General features: G+C 65.1%; 22 protein-coding genes, 1 tRNA gene and 1 pseudogene. 13 read left to right on the top strand and 11 right to left on the bottom strand.

The window, feature by feature from the left end; translation table 11 throughout:
• Positions 1-174 precede the first annotated feature (174 nt).
• Positions 175-699 carry a DUF2778 domain-containing protein gene (locus tag F6X37_RS08235; protein ID WP_187610941.1) on the top strand — a complete coding sequence of 175 codons (525 nt, stop codon included), beginning with the start codon at positions 175-177 and terminating at the stop codon, positions 697-699.
• Entirely contained in the window at positions 680-952 is a 273-nt protein-coding gene (locus F6X37_RS08230; protein ID WP_187610940.1) for a hypothetical protein, read from the top strand. Before F6X37_RS08235 ends, F6X37_RS08230 begins: the two co-directional genes overlap by 20 nt.
• A 211-nt stretch (positions 953-1,163) precedes the next feature.
• On the opposite strand, the gene F6X37_RS08225 is transcribed toward F6X37_RS08230, so the two are convergent.
• A tRNA-Leu gene (locus F6X37_RS08225) sits at positions 1,164-1,248 on the bottom strand.
• Positions 1,249-1,392: 144 nt separating this feature from the next.
• Here F6X37_RS08225 and F6X37_RS08220 point away from each other — a divergent pair.
• The 8 genes from F6X37_RS08220 (at position 1,393) to F6X37_RS08185 (ending at position 9,147) form a co-directional block, all read left to right on the top strand.
• Positions 1,393-2,487: a LacI family DNA-binding transcriptional regulator gene (locus F6X37_RS08220; RefSeq protein ID WP_187610939.1), complete on the top strand. Its 1,095-nt coding sequence runs from the start codon at positions 1,393-1,395 to the stop codon at positions 2,485-2,487.
• 84 nt (positions 2,488-2,571) lie between these two features.
• Positions 2,572-3,654 (top strand): ABC transporter substrate-binding protein, encoded by a 1,083-nt coding sequence (locus tag F6X37_RS08215; protein WP_187610938.1) that lies wholly within the window; start codon positions 2,572-2,574, stop codon positions 3,652-3,654.
• The gene (locus F6X37_RS08210; RefSeq protein ID WP_187610937.1) at positions 3,651-4,475 is read left to right on the top strand and encodes an ABC transporter permease; all 825 of its coding nucleotides are present in this window, start codon (positions 3,651-3,653) and stop codon (positions 4,473-4,475) included. Before F6X37_RS08215 ends, F6X37_RS08210 begins: the two co-directional genes overlap by 4 nt.
• Before the next feature lie 50 nt (positions 4,476-4,525).
• Positions 4,526-5,440, top strand: a complete 915-nt coding sequence (locus F6X37_RS08205; protein WP_187610936.1) for an ABC transporter permease — start codon at positions 4,526-4,528, stop codon at positions 5,438-5,440.
• Positions 5,437-6,483, top strand: coding sequence for an ABC transporter ATP-binding protein (locus F6X37_RS08200; protein ID WP_187610935.1), 1,047 nt, complete (start codon positions 5,437-5,439; stop codon positions 6,481-6,483). Before F6X37_RS08205 ends, F6X37_RS08200 begins: the two co-directional genes overlap by 4 nt.
• A gap of 57 nt (positions 6,484-6,540) precedes the next feature.
• Positions 6,541-7,365 (top strand): phosphodiesterase, encoded by an 825-nt coding sequence (locus F6X37_RS08195; protein ID WP_187610934.1) that lies wholly within the window; start codon positions 6,541-6,543, stop codon positions 7,363-7,365.
• 141 nt (positions 7,366-7,506) lie between these two features.
• Positions 7,507-8,706, top strand: coding sequence for an MFS transporter (locus F6X37_RS08190; protein ID WP_187610933.1), 1,200 nt, complete (start codon positions 7,507-7,509; stop codon positions 8,704-8,706).
• Between the two features lie 87 nt (positions 8,707-8,793).
• Complete coding sequence (locus tag F6X37_RS08185) at positions 8,794-9,147, top strand: DUF1493 family protein (RefSeq protein ID WP_187610932.1); 354 nt, start codon at positions 8,794-8,796, stop codon at positions 9,145-9,147.
• Between the two features lie 23 nt (positions 9,148-9,170).
• Here the strand turns inward: F6X37_RS08185 and F6X37_RS08180 are convergent, their stop codons facing one another.
• The 5 genes from F6X37_RS08180 to F6X37_RS08160 all read right to left on the bottom strand — a co-directional run bounded on the left by F6X37_RS08180 (position 9,171) and on the right by F6X37_RS08160 (position 11,603).
• Positions 9,171-9,602 carry a response regulator gene (locus F6X37_RS08180; protein ID WP_187610931.1) on the bottom strand — a complete coding sequence of 144 codons (432 nt, stop codon included), beginning with the start codon at positions 9,600-9,602 and terminating at the stop codon, positions 9,171-9,173.
• 20 nt (positions 9,603-9,622) lie between these two features.
• Positions 9,623-10,255 (bottom strand): response regulator transcription factor, encoded by a 633-nt coding sequence (locus F6X37_RS08175; RefSeq protein WP_187610930.1) that lies wholly within the window; start codon positions 10,253-10,255, stop codon positions 9,623-9,625.
• A gap of 162 nt (positions 10,256-10,417) precedes the next feature.
• Complete coding sequence (locus F6X37_RS08170) at positions 10,418-10,963, bottom strand: bacterioferritin (RefSeq protein WP_090800921.1); 546 nt, start codon at positions 10,961-10,963, stop codon at positions 10,418-10,420.
• Between the two features lie 208 nt (positions 10,964-11,171).
• Positions 11,172-11,333, bottom strand: coding sequence for a DUF1328 domain-containing protein (locus F6X37_RS08165; protein WP_006052455.1), 162 nt, complete (start codon positions 11,331-11,333; stop codon positions 11,172-11,174).
• Between the two features lie 93 nt (positions 11,334-11,426).
• The gene (locus F6X37_RS08160; RefSeq protein WP_090805380.1) at positions 11,427-11,603 is read right to left on the bottom strand and encodes a DUF1328 family protein; all 177 of its coding nucleotides are present in this window, start codon (positions 11,601-11,603) and stop codon (positions 11,427-11,429) included.
• 24 nt (positions 11,604-11,627) lie between these two features.
• Between F6X37_RS08160 and F6X37_RS08155 the strand changes: the two genes are divergently transcribed.
• The 3 genes and pseudogenes from F6X37_RS08155 to fadH form a co-directional block, all read left to right on the top strand.
• Entirely contained in the window at positions 11,628-13,283 is a 1,656-nt protein-coding gene (locus tag F6X37_RS08155) for a sensor histidine kinase (protein WP_262419836.1), read from the top strand.
• Between the two features lie 218 nt (positions 13,284-13,501).
• Positions 13,502-13,639 carry an entericidin A/B family lipoprotein gene (locus tag F6X37_RS08150; RefSeq protein WP_018421109.1) on the top strand — a complete coding sequence of 46 codons (138 nt, stop codon included), beginning with the start codon at positions 13,502-13,504 and terminating at the stop codon, positions 13,637-13,639.
• A 140-nt stretch (positions 13,640-13,779) separates the two neighbouring features.
• Positions 13,780-14,004 (top strand): annotated as a pseudogene (gene fadH, locus F6X37_RS08145) (NADPH-dependent 2,4-dienoyl-CoA reductase); the annotation flags it as partial.
• A gap of 36 nt (positions 14,005-14,040) precedes the next feature.
• Here fadH and F6X37_RS08140 read toward each other — a convergent pair.
• From F6X37_RS08140 to F6X37_RS08120, 5 genes are all read right to left on the bottom strand, one after another.
• Positions 14,041-14,970, bottom strand: a complete 930-nt coding sequence (locus tag F6X37_RS08140) for an EamA family transporter (protein WP_187610929.1) — start codon at positions 14,968-14,970, stop codon at positions 14,041-14,043.
• A gap of 436 nt (positions 14,971-15,406) precedes the next feature.
• Positions 15,407-15,649, bottom strand: a complete 243-nt coding sequence (locus tag F6X37_RS08135) for a pentapeptide MXKDX repeat protein (RefSeq protein ID WP_187610928.1) — start codon at positions 15,647-15,649, stop codon at positions 15,407-15,409.
• A 92-nt stretch (positions 15,650-15,741) separates the two neighbouring features.
• Complete coding sequence (locus F6X37_RS08130; protein WP_090800928.1) at positions 15,742-16,545, bottom strand: molybdopterin-dependent oxidoreductase; 804 nt, start codon at positions 16,543-16,545, stop codon at positions 15,742-15,744.
• A 70-nt stretch (positions 16,546-16,615) separates the two neighbouring features.
• The gene (locus F6X37_RS08125) at positions 16,616-17,260 is read right to left on the bottom strand and encodes a cytochrome b/b6 domain-containing protein (protein WP_184022043.1); all 645 of its coding nucleotides are present in this window, start codon (positions 17,258-17,260) and stop codon (positions 16,616-16,618) included.
• 48 nt (positions 17,261-17,308) lie between these two features.
• Positions 17,309-18,172 carry a DUF1223 domain-containing protein gene (locus F6X37_RS08120; protein WP_187610927.1) on the bottom strand — a complete coding sequence of 288 codons (864 nt, stop codon included), beginning with the start codon at positions 18,170-18,172 and terminating at the stop codon, positions 17,309-17,311.
• Positions 18,173-18,279: the final 107 nt, after the last annotated feature.

Below are 18,279 nucleotides of genomic sequence, written 5' to 3'. Positions count from 1 at the left end.
TCAACGACATCTGTTGCAAGGTCTTTTCCTCGGCTTCGCTCAGCTCTACAACACACTTCATCTGGACTCCGGCGCAATGGGGTCGCCGAAGTTAACAAAATTCAAACGCGTTTACCAGCAACACTTACCGCAATTCAAAATAAAGCCATATAAATAATCCTGTCCGCATTTTGCGTGACCCAGCAATGTAATATCACAATTGCGCGGCGTTCATCACTCACCCAAGAAAGCTTGTCGCCGCTGACCATTTTCGGCGTCGGCACTTTTAACGCGTTTTCAGGTAATGGCATTTATCGCGATCGAGGTGGATGCACAGCCATTCCCGATCCCGGCCGGGAAATACTGGATCGTGGACCGCCCTACAGGCGGCGTCCGCTCCCAGCTATTGCTGCCGCGAAAGACGTGTGGAATACGGCTAATGGTCGCCCATCTCATCACAATGAATGGTTCGCGCTCTATCGCGACGATGGAAACATTGATGACTTTGCATGGGTCAACGGCATCAAGCGCGGACAGTTCAGGCCGCATCCGGTCGGCGGTAGTGGACTTTCACTCGGCTGTATTAGCCTGCCGAGCTATAGTGACTTCGAAATAATCCGCCGCGCTCTTCTGCACACCGTCACTGTCCCGGTCCGCACTTCCGGGCTTGGCGCGTATGGAACTATAGAGGTCGTCACGTATGACAACACTTGCCCGTAGGCTCTGCAAGGTCGCCCTGTTTATCGGCCTCTTCCTCGTTTCAGCTCGCTCTGTCCATACGTATCCGTGGCCTATGCCCGAACGCCAGGCGCTTGCCTGGCTTTCCATCGCGAACGGGTTTGGTCTGCACGATCCTGACGATATTTATATCCCGGCAATGGTAGTTATCGAACTGCTCGTTACAGTTCTTGCCTATATGGGAATCATGAGACTATGGCGCAAATATCGGAGGAGAAGTAAGCGCGTAGGTTGATGACGCGACGTAGGCTACGCATGTCGTGCCCGAACTTGATGTGTTCGCGCTTCCATCGTGACGCGGATGCCTGATCCAGGGAATCGGCTCGCTCGGACGCGGGCCGCTCATTTGTGTGGAACGTCCACGCCCGTAATCCAATCAGGGCGCCGGCTTTGTGCTCACACTCGAGGCGGCGCAATAGCGCCGGCTAAACGCTTGTGAACTCTAGTGGTGCCGGGGACCGGACTTGAACCGGCAAGCCCGAAGGCGGCGGATTTTAAGTCCGCTATGTTTACCAATTTCATCACCCCGGCAGAGGTGGCAATCGCGCGTGGTCGCGAATTCTACCATCGCCTCCCGGCAGCCCCAAAAAAGCGCCCGACACCCGCATTCATCCCCAAGTCACAAACGTTGCCGATAATCCGCTCACGAAAACGTTTACAGCGGGCCGAAAACCGATGACGCCGACGATCAAGGATGTCGCCGCCCACGCGGGCTTTTCCATCGCCACGGTATCGCGCGCGATCAACGCGCCGCACACCGTGAACCCCGTCACGCTCGACAAGGTACGTCAGTCGATCGACGCGCTGAACTTCCGCCCGAGCCCGCTCGGCCGGCAATTGCGCGGCGAGCGCACGCGCCTCGTGGGTGTCGTCCTGCCGACGCTAGCGAACCCGGTGTTCGCCGAATGCCTGCAAGGCATCGACGATCTCGCGTCAGCGCAAGGCTATCGGCTGATGCTGATGACCACGCAGTACGACGTGGACCGTGAACGTCACGCAATCGAAACGCTGCGCGAGCATCGCGTCGAAGGACTGATCCTGACCGTCGCCGATGCCGACACCCATCCGCTGCTCGACGAACTCGACCGCGACGGCCTGCTATACGTGCTGATGCACAACGACACGGTGCGCCGCCCGTCGGTGTCGGTCGACAATCGCCTCGCCGCCTACGACGGCGTGCGCCGGCTCATCGCGCACGGCCATCGCCGCATTCTGATGCTGGCCGGCTCGTTCGCGGCCTCGGATCGCGCGCGTCAGCGTCATCTCGGCTACACGCAGGCGATGCAGCAGGCCGGCCTCACGGCCGCGCCCGCGCTCGAAGTCGATTTCAACGCCGACGAACTCGCGCCGTCCGTGCTCGCGCACCTGACGCACGGCGCAAACCGTCCGACCGCCCTCTTCTGCAGCAACGATCTGCTCGCGATGGTCGTGATGCGCGGCCTGCGCCGCGCGCGCCTGAGGATTCCGCAGGACATGTCGATTCTCGGCTTCGACGGCCTCGCAATGGGCGAACTGCTGTCGCCGGCGCTCGCGAGCATCTGCGCGCCGAATCGCGAAATCGGCTGTGCGGCGTGGCAGCGCTTGCTCGCACGCATCGGCGGCGCGCGCGACGAGCGCGCGTTCTGCGCAACTTCGCGCGCGTTGACGCTGCCGCACAGCTTGCGCGAAGGCGCGACGATCGCGGCGCTCGGCTCGCACGCGAATCTCGACGGAGCGTCGCCGCCCCACGTCCCGAGCGCTGCGGCCGCCACCGAAAAGCCGCTCGCATAAGAAGCCCAATGAAGGCACGCGCATACGCGCGCCCTGGCTGTCATTCCCAACCCGCGCAACCCATCCGACACAGGGAGACCCGCAGTGCCCCGCTCAACCTCACGCTTCGCATCCTCGCTCATACCGCTGTGGCAAAAACTCTCGCGCGCCGCCGCGACCGCACTGCCGGCGAGCCTGCTCGTCGCCGGCGCGGCGCTCGTCGCGCTCGCGCCGCAAGCCGCGCGCGCCGACGAAACCGCGATCTGCTACAACTGCCCGCCCGAATGGGCCGACTGGGCGAGCCAGATCAAGGCGATCCAGCAAAAGACCGGCATTCGCGTGCCGTTCGACAACAAGAACTCAGGGCAATCGATCGCACAGCTAATGGCCGAGCAGAAAAGCCCGGTCGCCGACGTCGTGTATCTCGGCGTATCGTCGGCGTTCCAGGCCAAGGACAAGGGCGTGATCCAGCCGTACAAGCCCGCGCACTGGGACGACATTCCCGCCGGCCTGAAAGACCCGCAAGGCTACTGGTTCACGATCCACTCGGGCACGCTCGGCTTCTTCGTCAACAAGGACGCGCTCGAAGGCAAGCCGGTGCCGCGCTCGTGGGCCGATCTGCTGAAGCCCGAATACAAAGGCATGATCGGTTATCTCGATCCGTCGAGCGCGTTCGTCGGCTATGCGGGCGCGGTCGCGGTGAACCAGGCGCTCGGCGGCACGCTCGACAACTTCGAGCCGGGTCTCGACTGGTTCAGAAAGCTCAAGGCGAACGCGCCGATCGTGCCGAAGCAAACCGCGTACGCGCGCGTGCTGTCCGGCGAAATTCCGATCCTGCTCGACTACGACTTCGACGCGTACCGCGCGAAGTACAAGGATCACGCGAACGTCGAGTTCGTGATTCCGCAGGAAGGCACGATCTCGGTGCCGTACGTGATGAGCCTCGTGAAAGGCGCGCCGCACGAAGCGAACGGCAAGAAGGTGCTCGATTTCGTACTGTCCGACGAAGGCCAGAAGCTGTGGGCGCAGGCGTATCTGCGGCCGGTGCGCGCGAGCGCGATGAGCGCCGGGACGGCTGCGCAGTTCCTGCCCGCGAGCGAATACGCGCGCGCGAAGCCGGTCGACTTCGCGAAGATGGCCGACAAGCAGTCGAGCTTCGGCGAGCGCTATCTACAGGTGATGCATTGAACGAAGTCACGTTCCCGCTGCGCTGGCGCATCGCGTTGCTCGCGCCCGCGCTCGCGGTCTTCATCGCATTCTGGCTGCTGCCGATGGTCGCGCTCGCGCAGCTCTCCGGCGGCGGCCATGCGTTCGCGACCTATCGCGCAATGCTGACGAATGCGCGTTACATGTCGAGCCTTGGCGCGACCGTCGTGCTGGCGGCGGGGGTCACGGCGGCCACGCTGGTGCTGTCGGTGATCGCGGGGCTGCTGCTCGCGCGTCGAGAGTTCGCCGGCAAGCGCCCGCTGCTCGCGCTGCTGACGTTTCCGCTCGCGTTTCCGGGTGTCGTCGTGGGCTTCATGGTCATCATGCTGGCGGGACGTCAAGGGTTGATCGGCGCGCTGTCGCTGAAACTCGCGGGCGATCGCTGGGTGTTCGCGTATTCGATGAGCGGCTTGTTTCTGGGCTATCTGTACTTCTCGATTCCGCGCGTGATCGTCACCGTGATGGCTTCGGCGACCAAGCTCGATGCATCGCTCGAAGAGGCCGCGCGCTCGCTCGGCGCATCGCCGTGGCGCATCATGCGCGACATCGTGTTGCCGGCGCTGTCGCCCGGACTGATCGCGGCGGGCGCCGTGTGCTTCGCGACCGCGATGGGCGCGTTCGGCACGGCGTTCACGCTCGCCACCGACATCGACGTGCTGCCGATGACCATCTATACCGAGTTCACGCTGAACGCGAACATGGTGACGGCCGCGGGCCTGTCGATCGTGCTGGGCATCGTCACGTGGGCGGTGCTGGCGACCGCGCGCAGCGCGAGCGGTTCGGGCGTGGCGGCGAGCGCGTGAACGGCGCGTCGCCGGAGCCGCGCGTTCGCGAACGCAACGACTACCTACCTATGAACTCAATCACCGCCCCTTCGCCGTCTTCGCAACCGGCAGCGGGACCGCGCGCGCGACGCGCGTGGCCTTCCACGCGAACATGGCTCGCCGCGGGTCAATGGTTCGTCACACTGCTGCTGTGCGCGTTCCTGATGGTGCCGGTCGTCATGTCGATCGTCGCCGGGCTGACGGTCAACTACTTCAAGGGCGTGTCGAGCGGACTCACGCTGCGTTGGCTCGTCGAAGTGTGGACCCAGTATCACGACTCGGTGTGGCTATCGCTCGAAGTGGCCGCGGCGACGCTCGTCGTCACGCTGCTGACCGGCGTGCCCGCGGGCTATGTGCTCGCGCGCAGCAAGACGCGCTTCGCACGCATCGTCGAAGAGTTTCTGGTGCTGCCGATCGCGCTGCCCGGCCTCGCATCGGCACTCGCGCTGCTGGTGATCTACGGCGGCTTCACGGCGTTTCGGATGAGCGCGGCGTTCATCGTCGTCGGGCATGTGGTGTTCACGCTGCCGTTTATGGTGCGCGCGGTCGCGGCGGTCTGCGCGAGCAGCGATCTGCGCACGCTCGAAGAAGGCGCGGCGAGCCTCGGCGCGAGCTTCTTCACGCGCTTCGTCACGATCGTGCTGCCGAACGCGCGGCCAGGCATCGTCGCGGGCGCGCTCGCGGTGCTCACGCTGTCGATCGGCGAATTCAACCTCACGTGGATGCTGCACACGCCCGACACGAAGACGCTGCCGGTCGGCCTCGCCGACACCTACGCGTCGATGCGCATCGAGATCGGCAGCGCGTACACGATCCTGTTCTTCATCATGACGATGCCGCTGCTCGTCGCGATGCAATGGCTCGGCGTCGATGCGACCGGCCAGCGCAGCGCGTCGAAGAAGCGCGGCGCCGCCTCTTCCTCGAAGCCCATCGACACGCCATGAAACTGACCTCGGTTCCCATCACGCTCACGCAGTGCGCCAAAACGTTTCGCGGCACGCGCGTGCTCGAACCGCTCGACCTGACGATCGGCGCGGGCGAAACCCTCGTGCTGCTCGGACCGTCGGGCTGCGGCAAGACGACGACGCTGCGCCTGATCGCGGGCCTGGAAACACCAGACGCGGGCGGCCGCATCGCATTCGGCGACGACGACGTGACCACGCTGCCGATCGAAAAACGCGCGGTCGGCATGGTGTTCCAGAGCTACGCGCTGTTTCCGAATCTGACCGTGCGCGGCAACATCGGCTACGGTCTGAAGATCAAACGCGTGCCGGCCGCAGTCGCGCGACGACGCGTCGACGAACTGCTCGGCATGATGCGGCTCAACGCGCACGCCGACAAACCGATCGATCAACTGTCGGGCGGCCAGCGTCAACGTGTGGCGCTCGCGCGCGCACTCGCGGTGCAGCCGCGCGTGCTGCTGCTCGACGAACCGCTGACCGCGCTCGACGCGCGTCTGCGCGACGCATTGCGCGGCGAGATGAACGCGCTGTTGCGCGAACTCGGCATCACGACCGTCTACGTGACGCACGATCAGGCCGAAGCGATGGAGCTCGGCGATCGCATCGTCGTGATGAGCGCGGGACGCATCGAGCAGATCGGTTCGCCGCGCGACATCTACTATCGTCCGGCCAATCGCACGGTCGCGCAGTTCGTCGGCACGATCAACCGTGTCGCGGGCGAGCCGCGCGACGGCATGCTGGCGACGAGCGGCGGCGCCGTGCCGTTGCCCGCGCATGCGTCGAACGCACGCGGCGCGCACGAAATCTTCTTTCGCCCCGAGGATGCCCGGCTCACCGACCCCGCGCTCGCGCAGCTGCGCGGCCAGATCGAAAGCACCGCGTTCCTCGGCGAACGCACGCGGCTGACGATTGGCGGTGCCGCGCCCGAGCCGCTCTTCGTCGACGTCGCGGGCCGCATCGAGCTTGCGCGCGGCACGCCGGTCGGCATCTCGATCGAGCCGGACGCACTGATTGCGCTATCGTAGGTAAAAACAGCGCCGCATCCTGGCGCCCGACACGAAGCAACCCGAAGGACCTCTGTCATGCTGCTGGCTCAAATTAGCGACCTGCATATCAAGCAACCCGGCGCACTCGCATATCGCCGCGTCGATACCGCCCCCTACCTCGCGCGCTGCGTCGACGCGCTCAACGCGCTCACCCCGCGTCCCGACGCGGTGCTGATCACCGGCGACCTCGTCGATCAGGGCGACCCGCAGCAGTACGCACACCTGAAAACACTGCTCGCGCCGCTCGCGATCCCCTACTTCCTGATGGTCGGCAATCACGACGAACGCAACGCGCTGCGCGCGGCGTTTGCCGAGCGCGAGGAATTGCTGAGCGGCGGCGAGTTCGTGCAGTACGCGCTCGACGTCGGCCCGCTGCGCGTGATCGCGCTCGATTCGCTGGTGCCCGGTTCTAGCGCCGGCATGCTGTGCGACACGCGGCTCGCGTGGCTCGAGCGGCAGCTCGATGCGGCGCGCGGCAAGCCGGTCGTGGTCGCGCTGCATCACCCGCCGTTCGCGTGCGGCATCGGGCATATGGACCAGATCCGGCTCGACCGGGCGGCGTCGCACAAGCTCGCGGCGTTGATCGCTCAGCATCCCAACGTCGAGCGCGTGCTCTGCGGGCACGTGCATCGGTCGATGTTCGTGCGCTTCGGCGGCACGATCGCGAGCGCGATTCCAGCGCCCGCGCACCAGGTGGCGCTCGATTTTCGCGAGGACGGACCGTCGGCGTTCGTGATGGAGCCGCCCGCGTATGCGCTCCATTACTACGATCCGGCGACGGGCATCGTCACGCATCATGCGTATGTCGACGCGGCCGACGGTCCGTATCCGTTCTACGACGCTGGCGCGTTGATCGACTGAACCGCCGGACACACTTCGCAACCGCCTGATACCGGCTGCGCGGGCGAGCCTCGCGCGGCCGTCAGCACGAACCCCGCCGCTCCGGTATGATCGGCACGCTTGAGGACCGCGCATGGGCCGGTCCGTCGATCCGCCCCTGTCATGTCCACTTCCGACGCTTCCACTTCCGCTTCCTCCGCCCGGTCGTTGCGCGGCGTGTTGCTGCTGCTCGCGACGATCGCCGGTGTCTCGGTCGCAAACATCTATTTCAACCAGCCGCTGCTCGATAACTTCCGCCAGTCGTTTCCGGGCAGCGCGTCATGGGTCGGCGCGGTGCCGGCCGTCACGCAGCTCGGCTACGCCGCCGGCATGCTGTTGCTCGCGCCGCTCGGCGATCGCTTCGACCGGCGTCTGCTGATCCTGCTGCAGATCGCCGGCATGTGCGTCGCGCTCGTCATTGCGGCGTCGGCACCGACGCTCGCGGTGCTGATCGTCACGAGTCTCGCGATCGGCGTGCTCGCGACGATCGCGCAACAGGCGGTGCCGTTCGCGGCCGAACTCGCGCCGCCGTCCGAGCGCGGCCACGCGGTCGGCACCGTGATGAGCGGCCTGCTGCTCGGCATCCTGCTCGCCCGGACCGCGGCGGGCATCGTCGCCGAATACTTCGGCTGGCGCGCGGTGTTTGGCGCATCCGTCGTCGCGCTGCTCGCACTCGCTGTCGTCATCGTTTTGCGTTTGCCGAAGAGTCAGCCCACCTCGACGTTGCCGTACGGCAAGCTGCTCGTGTCGATGTGGCACCTGGTAACCGAGCATCGCGCGCTGCGCGAGGCATCGCTGACCGGTGCGGCGTTGTTCGGCGCGTTCAGCATTTTCTGGTCGGTGCTCGCGCTGCTGCTCGCGGGCGCGCCGTTTCATCTCGGGCCGCAGGCGGCAGGGCTGTTCGGTATCGTCGGCGCGGCCGGCGCGCTGGCCGCGCCGCTCGCCGGCAAGTTCGCCGACCGGCGTGGACCGCGCGCGATCATCACCGTGTCGCTCGTGCTGGTCGTGATCGCGTTCGTGATCTTCGGTGCGTCGGCGAAGAGCATCGCGGGCCTCGTGGTCGGCGTGATCATTCTCGACATCGGCGTGCAGGCCGCGCAGATTTCGAATCAGTCGCGCATCTACGCCTTGAAGCCCGATGCGCGCAGCCGCGTGAATACCGTGTACATGGTCGCGTATTTCATCGGCGGGGCGCTGGGCTCGGGTGTCGGCGCGATCGTGTGGCCGGTGTTCGGGTGGGTCGGCGTGACTATCGCGGGGATCGCGTTTGCCGGGCTCGGCGCGTGGAATCATTTGCGGTTGCCGGCGCGGGCTGGGCATTGATATCAGGTTGACCAGCGCCGGATAAGAACCGTCTTGTCGATTTGCCACCGCATATAACCGCCTGGTGAAACCGGAGGATCGTCTGTAATGAACGACACGTGGCTCGATCTCGCTCGGTTCATCCGCGAAATGCGCACTCCCGCCGGGCTGCCTCTCGACGACAAGCTGACCCGTGACATGGATCTGTATCACGATCTGGATTGGGAGCCGGCGAAAATCGTCGAGGTGATGCAGGCATGGGCTGACCGCTTCCACGTGGACCTGCGCGATTTCGACGTCGCTTACCACGTTCCATCCGCCGACATGCGAAAGCGCGACATCGTTGTGGCCGCGTTGAAGTCCCCGTTCAGTTCCAGCGCGCGAGAATTGCTCGGCGGACGTTCGCTTACCCTTGGGATGCTCGAAGAAGCGATGAAGCGCGGAGTGTGGAAACAGGACTAGAAACGCCAACTACGGTCGAGTCGTTACACCCCGCCACCCCGCCCCAACGCATACTCATGCAGCGCATCGAGCACGCGATCGAACTCGAACGATTTGTCGTAAAAGTGCCGCACGCCATACTGCTCGCAGCGCTCGCGGTACGCGGGCAACGCGTGATTGGTCAGCACCGCCGCGAACATCGAATCGATCAGCCCCTCGCGCTGCAGATATGCGAGCACCGGCACGCCCGAGCCCAGCTTCAGCTGCAAATCGACGATCACCGCGTCGAACGCTTCGTCGCCGAGCAGCGCGATCGCCTGATCGGCGGAATCGGCATAAGCGGCCACGCGCAGCAGGCCCGACGCATCGATCGCCTCCACGAGGCTGCGGCGGATCAGCGGCGAATCCTCGATCAGCAGCACGCGCAACGGCGCGCGGCTGGCTGACTTGGTAGCGGGGTTCGGTTCGCTGTTCATCGGGATATCTCGATCGTCCGTCAGTCGATCAGGCCATTCTTGATCGCGTAATACGTGAGGTCCGCGTTGTTCGCGAGACGCATCTTCTCGAGCACCCGCGCGCGATACGTGCTCACCGTTTTGACCGACAGATGCAGCTCTTCGGCAATCTCGGTCGGCAACCGGCCGGCCGCGAGCTTGCAGAAGATCTGGAATTCGCGCTCCGACAGCGCTTCATGCGGACGCCCGGCGGCAGGCTTGTCGAGATTGTCGGCAAGCGTATCGGCGACCGCCTCCGACAGATAGCGATGCCCGCGCGCGACCGAGCGAATCGCGCGCACGATTTCTTCCGGCTCGCAGTCCTTGTTCAGATAGCCGCTCGCGCCCGCGCGCAGCAGATTGATCGCGTACTGGCTCTCGGGATAGCCCGATAGAATCAGCACGCCCTGCTCGGGACGCACCTGCTTGATCACACGCAACGTATCGATGCCGTTCTTGTCAGGCATCGCGATGTCGAGCAGCACGACGTCGAATGCCTGCTCGCGCACGAGGCCGATCGCTTCCTCGCCGGTGGCGGCCTCGGCGGCGACGCACATGTCCGGCTCGTCGGCGACGAACTGTCTGAATCCACCTCGAACGATCGCATGATCGTCAGCTATCAGCACTCGAATCATCGGTTGGGTTCCGTGCAAAGGGAGTCGCTCCGATGCGGACATGGTAATGATCCGGGGCCACGGCCGGACGCGCAATGCGAGGGCGGCTTCGCACCGCAGCTGCCGGCATTCCCGAGTTCGCCCGCGACCCGGTCCTTCGACGCTTCCCTGTCGCCTGGCGCGCTACTCGCGCCCCGCGAGCAGATCCGCCATATCGTCGGCATGCTCTTCTTCGACCGCGAGAATCTCCTCGAACAGCCGGCGCGTGGTCACGTCCTTCTCGCCGAGATACCGTGCGATCTCGCGGTACGTGTCGATCGCGATGCGCTCCGCGATCAGGTTCTCGCGAATCATGTCGGTCAGATCGGTGCCTTCCTTGTATTCCGAATGCGCGCGTGCCTTGATGCCGTCCGGCGCGAAATCCGGTTCGCCGCCAAGCTGCACGATGCGCTCGGCGATGCGATCGGCGTGCTCCTGCTCCTCGGTTGCGTGCTCGGCAAATTCCCTCGCGACCGCTTCGGAATTGATGCCCTTCGCCATGAAGTAATGGCGCTTGTAGCGCAGCGTGCAGACGATCTCGGTGGCGAGCGCGTCGTTGAGCAGCTTGAGCACCGTCTCGCGATTCGCGCCATAGCTCTGCGTGACCGGACCATCCGACATATGCTTGCGCGCGTCCTCGCGGATCTTCGTGATGTCCATCACGAACGTGTCGCCAGATTGCTTCGTCATCGAACTTCTCCTTTATCCGGTATTGGGTGAATCGCGCATCAGCACGAATCGCGCCTGATGCGGCCAGGGTGGAATGACAGCGCGCTTCGAACGCGGGCGCCTCAAGCGGGGATTCAAACGCCGCGCGTTCACGCGCCCTGTTGACTACCTGTTCCTACATTGCGTACTTCGCTGCCTACCTCATGTTGCGTTCATCCGGCTCGCGCGGCTAGGTTCGAAACACGCCGAGCAGCAACGTGACCACGAACACGACGAGGAAGATGTAGAACAGGATCTTCGCGATTTCGGCCGCGCCGGCCGCGATGCCGGTAAAGCCGAATACGGCTGCGATGATCGCAATCACGAAGAAGACGATGGCATAGTGAAGCATGGCATTTCTCCCTTTTGTTGGCCTTCCAATCGACTACCAGCAAATCGCTCGCCTGCTGTGAGGGCGCGGCTTGCCGCCACCGCGATGGCCGCGCTAATCGATCATTTTCTTCGTCACGACGAAGCCCAGCACGAGGAACACCACGCACAGCACGACAAAGACGAAGAACAGGAACTTCGCGATCGCCGCCGCGCCGGCCGCGATGCCGGTGAAGCCGAGAAGACCGGCGATCACCGCGACGATCGCGAAGAACAGTGCCCACTTCAACATGATGGCTTCCTCCCGAAACATTGCATGAACGATCGGGTCCATGCTATCGATGCGCGGCGCCGCGCGCATTCCGACGCTCGCCGTTTTTCGTGTGAGAATCCGCTTACATTGGGTTACGACGACATTACGCGCGCGGCTTCGCGCGATGCCGGGGTCGATGCCGGTGTCGATGCCCTCTTTCCGGAGCCGAAAGTGTCGAATCTGCAGAACCCGCCGGAACAAGCTGGCGCGCGCGCCACGGCGCGGCTCGCCGAGTGGATGCGCAATCGCAGCTGGGCGATCGCGATGACGGTGGCGATCGTGATCACGGTGGGAGGCCTCGTGATTCTGGAGACCGCGCGTCAGCGCATCACCGCCGAGTATGAGACCGCGCTTGAAGCGCGCGACGTCACCGTGCGACTGAGCACACTCGCGAGCGAGCTGTCGCGCCTCACCGCGCAACAAAACCAGTTTCTTCTGACGAAGGACGACGCGTCCGCCCACGCGTTCTGCGCGAGCGCCGCGCGCATCCGCGACACCACCCAGCAGTTGGACCACTTCTATCGCGGCGGCCGCGCGGACAGCGCGGAACTCGCGAGCTTCACGCAGATTCTCGCGCTGATCGACGCGCGCATCGGCGCGGGCGCCGCCGCGATGCAGCACGCCGCGCCGCATCCGCTCGATCTCGGCGCATGCGGGAGCGCGAGCGACATCAACCCGGCGGACGCGTCGTTGATCGACAGTACGCTCGCACTGCTGCGCGACAACGAGGAGCGCCGCGCTCAGCACGCGCTGGCCGCGAGCCGCGCCGACCAGCGGCTGTCGACGCTGTGCGCGGCGGGTCTGTCGGCGCTGAACATCGTGCTGTTCATCCTGCTGTTTCGCAATCTCGGCATCCAGATCGACCGGCAGGCGCGCGCGCAGCGTCAGTTGATCACGCAGCAGGAGGAACTCGACCAGCTCGTCAACGAGCGCACGCGGCAGCTCGAAGCGCTCGGCTGGCATCTGCAGGCGGTCAGCGAAAACGAAAAGACCCAGCTCGCGCGCGAGTTGCACGACGAACTCGGCGCGATTCTGACCGCATGCCGGATGGACGTCGCATGGGCGCGCCGCAAGCTGAAGGACAGCGAGCCGGACATCGCCGACAAGCTGCAGCGCGCGCTCGCCAATCTCGACCAGGGCATCGCGTTGAAGCGGCGCATCATCGAGGACATGCGGCCGACCGTGCTAGCCAATTTCGGGCTCGTTACCGCGCTGCGCACGCTCGCCGACGAAGCCGCGCAGCGCAACAACTGGACGCTCGAGCTGCACCTGCCCGCCGACGATATCCAGCTCGACGAGCAGACCGAAATCGCGCTGTTCCGGGTCGCGCAGGAATCGCTGACGAACGCCGCCAAGTACGCGCGGGCCTCGAAGGTCGGAATCGCATTGCGGGTCGGCGACGGCGAGGTCGCGCTGCATATCGCGGACAACGGCGTCGGCATCATGCCGGCCGACCTGAAGCGCACACATACGCACGGCCTGCTCGGCATGCGTCAGCGCGTGGCCGCGCATGGCGGGCGCTTCGACATCCGCCGTGGCGCGCAAAACGGCACCGACATCGACGTCGTGATGCCGAGCGCGAGCGCCGCGACGCCTTCGGTCGATCAGCCGCTGACGTCGCCGGCCACGCCGCCCACTTCGTCGCAAAGCCCCGTCTGACAGATGCTCGCCGCAGCGCCCCCAAGCCGTTGTAGGAGTGCGCCGACGCAAACACCGGAGCACGCCTACGACAAAATCGCGGCACGGCCGACAGCGCCGCCCCCGCCCTTTTTTTACCATGCAATCAGACCGGTTCGAAACCGGATCGAGACCTGATCGACTGGCATGGCCCCGGTCGGACGACATCAACCGATGCATTCTCGACAAGGAGAAGTTTCATGACTCGACTGATCGCTTTGCTTGTGCTCGCAGGAACTGCCATGCTTGTCACCGGCTGCAACACGATGGCGGGCGCCGGCGAAGATATTTCGAAGGGCGGCCACGCCATCACGAACGAGGCGGATAAGGCGAAATAAGCCGGCACATGGCAGCAGGATTTGCAACGCCCGTCGCGGGATGCCGCTGCGGGCTTTTTTTCGTGAATGATTGCGTGCTGGCTGGCACTCGACGCGACGCGTTGGTGCGCGAGCGCGGCGGCCTGAAGCCGCCTGTCGCCGGTCTCAGATTCGCGCGAGACGGTGCCGACGCATGGCTCGACGTCGATACGATCGTCGTGTGCGCGGGGCAGGAGTCGTCGCGTGAGCTGTTGCCGTCGACGGTCGATGGCAACCACGGCAGCGGCGGCCCGCGTTTTCATGTGATCGGCGGCGCGAAGCTCGCGACCGAGCTCGATGCGAAGCGCGCGATCCGCGAGGGCGCGGAGCTGGCGGCAAGGCTTTGACAGCGGGCGCGCGGTTCGACGAGAACCGCGCCGCTATCAGGCGCTGCGCTTGTTCCGGTAATCGAACCAGAAAGACAGGCCGACGCTGATCAGAATCACGATCGTCGCGATTACCGTCGAGCGGGTGACCGGCTCGCCGAGCAGCAGCGCGCCCAGCGCGACCGCGACGACCGGATTCACGTACATGCAGCTGCTCGCGATGATCGGGCTCGTGTGGCGAATCAGATAACCGTAGGCGACGTACGCCGCCATCGTCCCAATCAGCATCAGATACAGGAACGCGACGAGAGGCAGAAAATGCAGCTCGAGCATCCGCTCGCCCGACGCCCACGCGACCAGCGTCGACATCGCGCCGCCGAGGCCGATCTGCAGCGAGGTCGACAGAAACAGGTCCGACGGCAGCTTCAGCTGCCCGGCCAGATGCGCGCCGCCGGCCCAGAACAGCGCGCCGCACAGAATCGCGAGACTGCCGCCCGTCGAGCCCGGCGTGCTGTCGCCGTGACTCAGAATCACGATGCCGGCGAGCCCCAGCCCGACCGCGAACCATTCGCCGCGCCCGATCTTGCGTCCGGCGACGGCCGCGATCACGGTCGCGAACAGCGGCACGGTCGCGACCATCACGGCCGCGGTGCCGGTGCCGACCGTGCGCATGCCGTAGGCGAGCATGCCGCTCGACAGACCCACCAGCATGGTGCCGACGAGGCCCGCGTTGCGGATTTCGGCGAAGCTCGGCCAGATCGGCTTGCGGCGCGCGGCGAACACGAACAGACCGATGCCGGCGAACAGGTTGCGCAAGCCCGACATCAGCAGCGGCGGGAACGAGCCAAGCGCGACATGCACGCCGAGGTAGGTCGAGCCCCACACCAGATAAACGACGGCAAGCGCGAGCGCGATCCGCCCGTTGCGCGATTGCGGCAGACGCAGCGGCCAGCCGCGCGGAGAAAAAGCTGAACGTTGCAGCGACATGCTTCAGTCCGCCGTCGCCACTCGACCCGCGCGATGCGCTCGATGCCCGCGAGGCACCGAGCCTGCGTCGATACCTTTCGGGCGGGATGGCGGGCACCGCATCGGCGATGCGGTCGGACGGGCGAGGCTGGCGGACATGTCGGTGGAACGGGAAGACGATGGGTGGCGCCGGAAGCGCCAGAAACGGCGGTGGCGGCCGCGCCGGTCAGAACGACACGATGCAACGCGGCCGCGCTGCGCGGCCGCAAGCTTGGCAAAGCCGCGGCGCGCACCGCATTATGCAGTAAGCGCCGAGAACGCCACGCGAGAGAATCGTAACTTTTGGGTTTCCTGCAACAGAAAAGCCGGGGACGCATCCCCGGCTTGCGGTCAGTGTCGGATCCGTTCGATGCGCGGCCGTGCATCGGCACGATCGCTAAGCACGCTCGGCGCCGACTCAGTTGCCCATCGCGCCCGACGCCTCGTGCTTCATCGCGTCGCCGCCCTTTTTCATCGAGTCGTGCTTCATCGTGTCCTTTTTCATGCCGTCCTTCGACATGCTGTCTTTGGACATCGAATCTTTCGACATCGCATTCTTCGACATCTCATCGTTGGACATCGTGCCGCTCGCCTGCGCGAAGGCCGCGCCGCCGCTTGCCAGCATCAACAACGCGATCGTGGTAACTGCAATCTTCTTCATGGGATGACTCCTTGGTGGTGGATGAATCGAAGCCGGCGAGAGCCGGCGTGCTTCCGAAGCCGCTGCCGCAAGCGCGCGTGCGCCCGCATGCGTCAGGAGCCTCCGAACCAGTTGTAGCCCTGGTCGACCCAATAGCCGCCGGGATACGTGTTGGTGACGAATATTTCGACGATGTGCTTCGGATTCTTGTAGCCGAGCTTGGTCGGCATGCGCAGCTTCATCGGGTAGCCGTATTTCGCGGGCAGCCGTTCGCCGTCGTAGGAAAACGTCAGCAGCGTTTGCGGATGCAAAGCGGTCGGCATGTCGATGCTTTCGTAGTAGTCGTCCGCGCATTTGAAGCCGACGTACTTCGCCGTCGTGTCCGCGCCGACGCGCCGCAGAAAATCGCCGAATGGCGTGCCGCCCCAGCGGCCGATCGCGCTCCAGCCTTCGACGCAGATATGTCGCGTGATCTGCTCGGCATGTGGCAGCGCGTACAGCTCGGGCAGCGTCCACACGCGCTGGCCGGTCACGAGGCCGCTCAGCTTCAATTGATAATCTGAGCCGTCGACGTGCGGCACGTCGTCGATGCCGTAGTACGCGTTGAATGGAAACGGCCGCGTGATCTGCGCTTCGGTGTAGGTCGGCGCGAGCTGCTTCGGATCGAACAGCGCGGCCTGCGCGCGATCGTTCAGCCGCGACACGGCTGTCAGGAAACGGTTCACGGAAGCGTCGTCGGTCAGCGAGCAGCCGGTTAGCATCGACAGGCCGCCGAGCGTCAAGAGCTGCTTGCCGAACAGGCGTCGCGACGGCATCGCCAGTTCGCGCTTCGCATCGAGCAGGATCGATGCGCGGTCGAGCTTGTGGCTCACACGATGTGTGGATGGGTCCGCTGGTTTCTCTATCGGCTTGTTCATGATTCGGTATCCGTTTGGAATTCGCGTTGCGTTTTCATGAGCGTGAGCATGCGCGTGGGCAGCCGCGGGCTCAACGTCCGCGCAACATCGCGAGCAACGAGCGCGGCACGAGCGCGACCATCGCCAGATGCACGGCGAGAAACGCGGCCAGCAGCGACATCGCGCTGAAGTGCACGATGCGCGCGTTGTCATAGCCGCCCATCAGTTCGCGCAGCAGCGGAAACTGCACCGACTTCCAGATCGCGAGCCCCGATAGCACGAGCACGATCAGATCGGCGATCGCGAACAGGTAGGCGAATTTCTGCACCGCGTTGTAGACGCGCAGATCGCCATGCGACAGCTTCCCGCGCAACGCGGCGACGAAATCGCGCAGTACCGCGCGCGGCGTCAGCGGCAGGAACTTCCGCACGAAGCGCCCGCTCGCGAGATTCAGCGCGATATACATGAGGCCGTTGAACACCAGCAGCCACATCGCCGCGAAGTGCCATTGCAGCGCGCCGCCGAGCCAGCCGCCCAGCGTGATCGCGGTCGGGAAGCTGAACGCCGGGAAGATCGGCGACGCGTCGTAGATGCGCCAGCCCGACAGCATCATCACGATCGCGGCGAGCGCATTCAGCCAATGTGTGATGCGCAGCCACAGCGGATGAATGACGCCGCGCTTCGGCGCGGTGGGCGCGGCTGGTGCGCTGGGGCGCAAGGCGTGGGGTGTGGACATGGGGCTCTCCTCGAGCAGCGGTAGTGAATGCGGCGCGCGCGATGTCGATCAACGGCACGCGGGAAGGTCGGTCGCTTGCAGCACGTCGCCGCTCGCGTCGCTTTCGACGAACGCGACCACGCCGAAGCGGCCGGCGGCGTTGGCGCTCGGATCGGCTTGCGCATCGACGCTCGCAGCGTGTACATCGATGTCCTGATGAATCCGCGCGTGACCGGAGACGAGCGGCACGGGCCCGAACCAGGCGCGCACGACGCGCTCGTGATGCAGCGTCGCGCCGCGGTTTTCGCCCGCGCCGACCTGCGTCGTCAGCGCGTTCTCGTAGATCGCGAGATAGGCGCTCAACGCACCCGTGGCGGCGGCTGCCGTCGTGCTGAACTGCGCATCGACATCGAACGCGCCGGGCGCACGCGGGCTCAGCGCAAGTGCGACGCTCGCCTGGGCGGGTTCGGCGACGAGCTCGTCGATGCGGCGCTCGAAACTGTCGCGTTGCGACCAGTCGCGCAGCTCGCGGCCCGCGACGAACACTTCCGGCGTATAGAGCGTGTGCGCGCCCGCGAGACGCGTCAGCGTTTGCTGACGTTCGGTGAAGCGATGCTGGGAAAAGCGGTCGGTCCAGCCGAGGCTGTTCCAGTAGTCGACGTGCAGCGCGAGCGGCACGATGCCGTGCGCGGCACCGTTGCTTTTCCATTGACTGAGCCAGCGGTCGGCGGGCGGGCAGCTATCGCAGCCCTCGCTGCTGTACAGCTCGACGAGCGCGACGCGGTGCGCGGGGCTGTGCGTGGCGCACAGGGGCCCGGCCGCGTTAGCCGCACTGATGCCAGAACCGCTCAGCAGAAAAAGCGCGAGGCCGACGGCGGGCGTCGAAAAAGTCGTAAAGCGCTGAAGTATCGAGCGATTGTGCGCGGTCGACATGACGTGCTCCGATCGTAATCTGCACGTTTGTCGAGCCGCGCGGCCGGTTATGACAAGCCTCTTTTAATTTTTTTTCCGGCATGGGATGAGCCAGCCAAAGCTCGCCC

It is taken from the genome of Paraburkholderia sp. 31.1 (assembly GCF_014397645.1).
GTDB classification, from domain to species: Bacteria; Pseudomonadota; Gammaproteobacteria; order Burkholderiales; family Burkholderiaceae; genus Paraburkholderia; species Paraburkholderia tuberum.
This window is presented reverse-complemented; position numbering and strand designations above follow the sequence as displayed.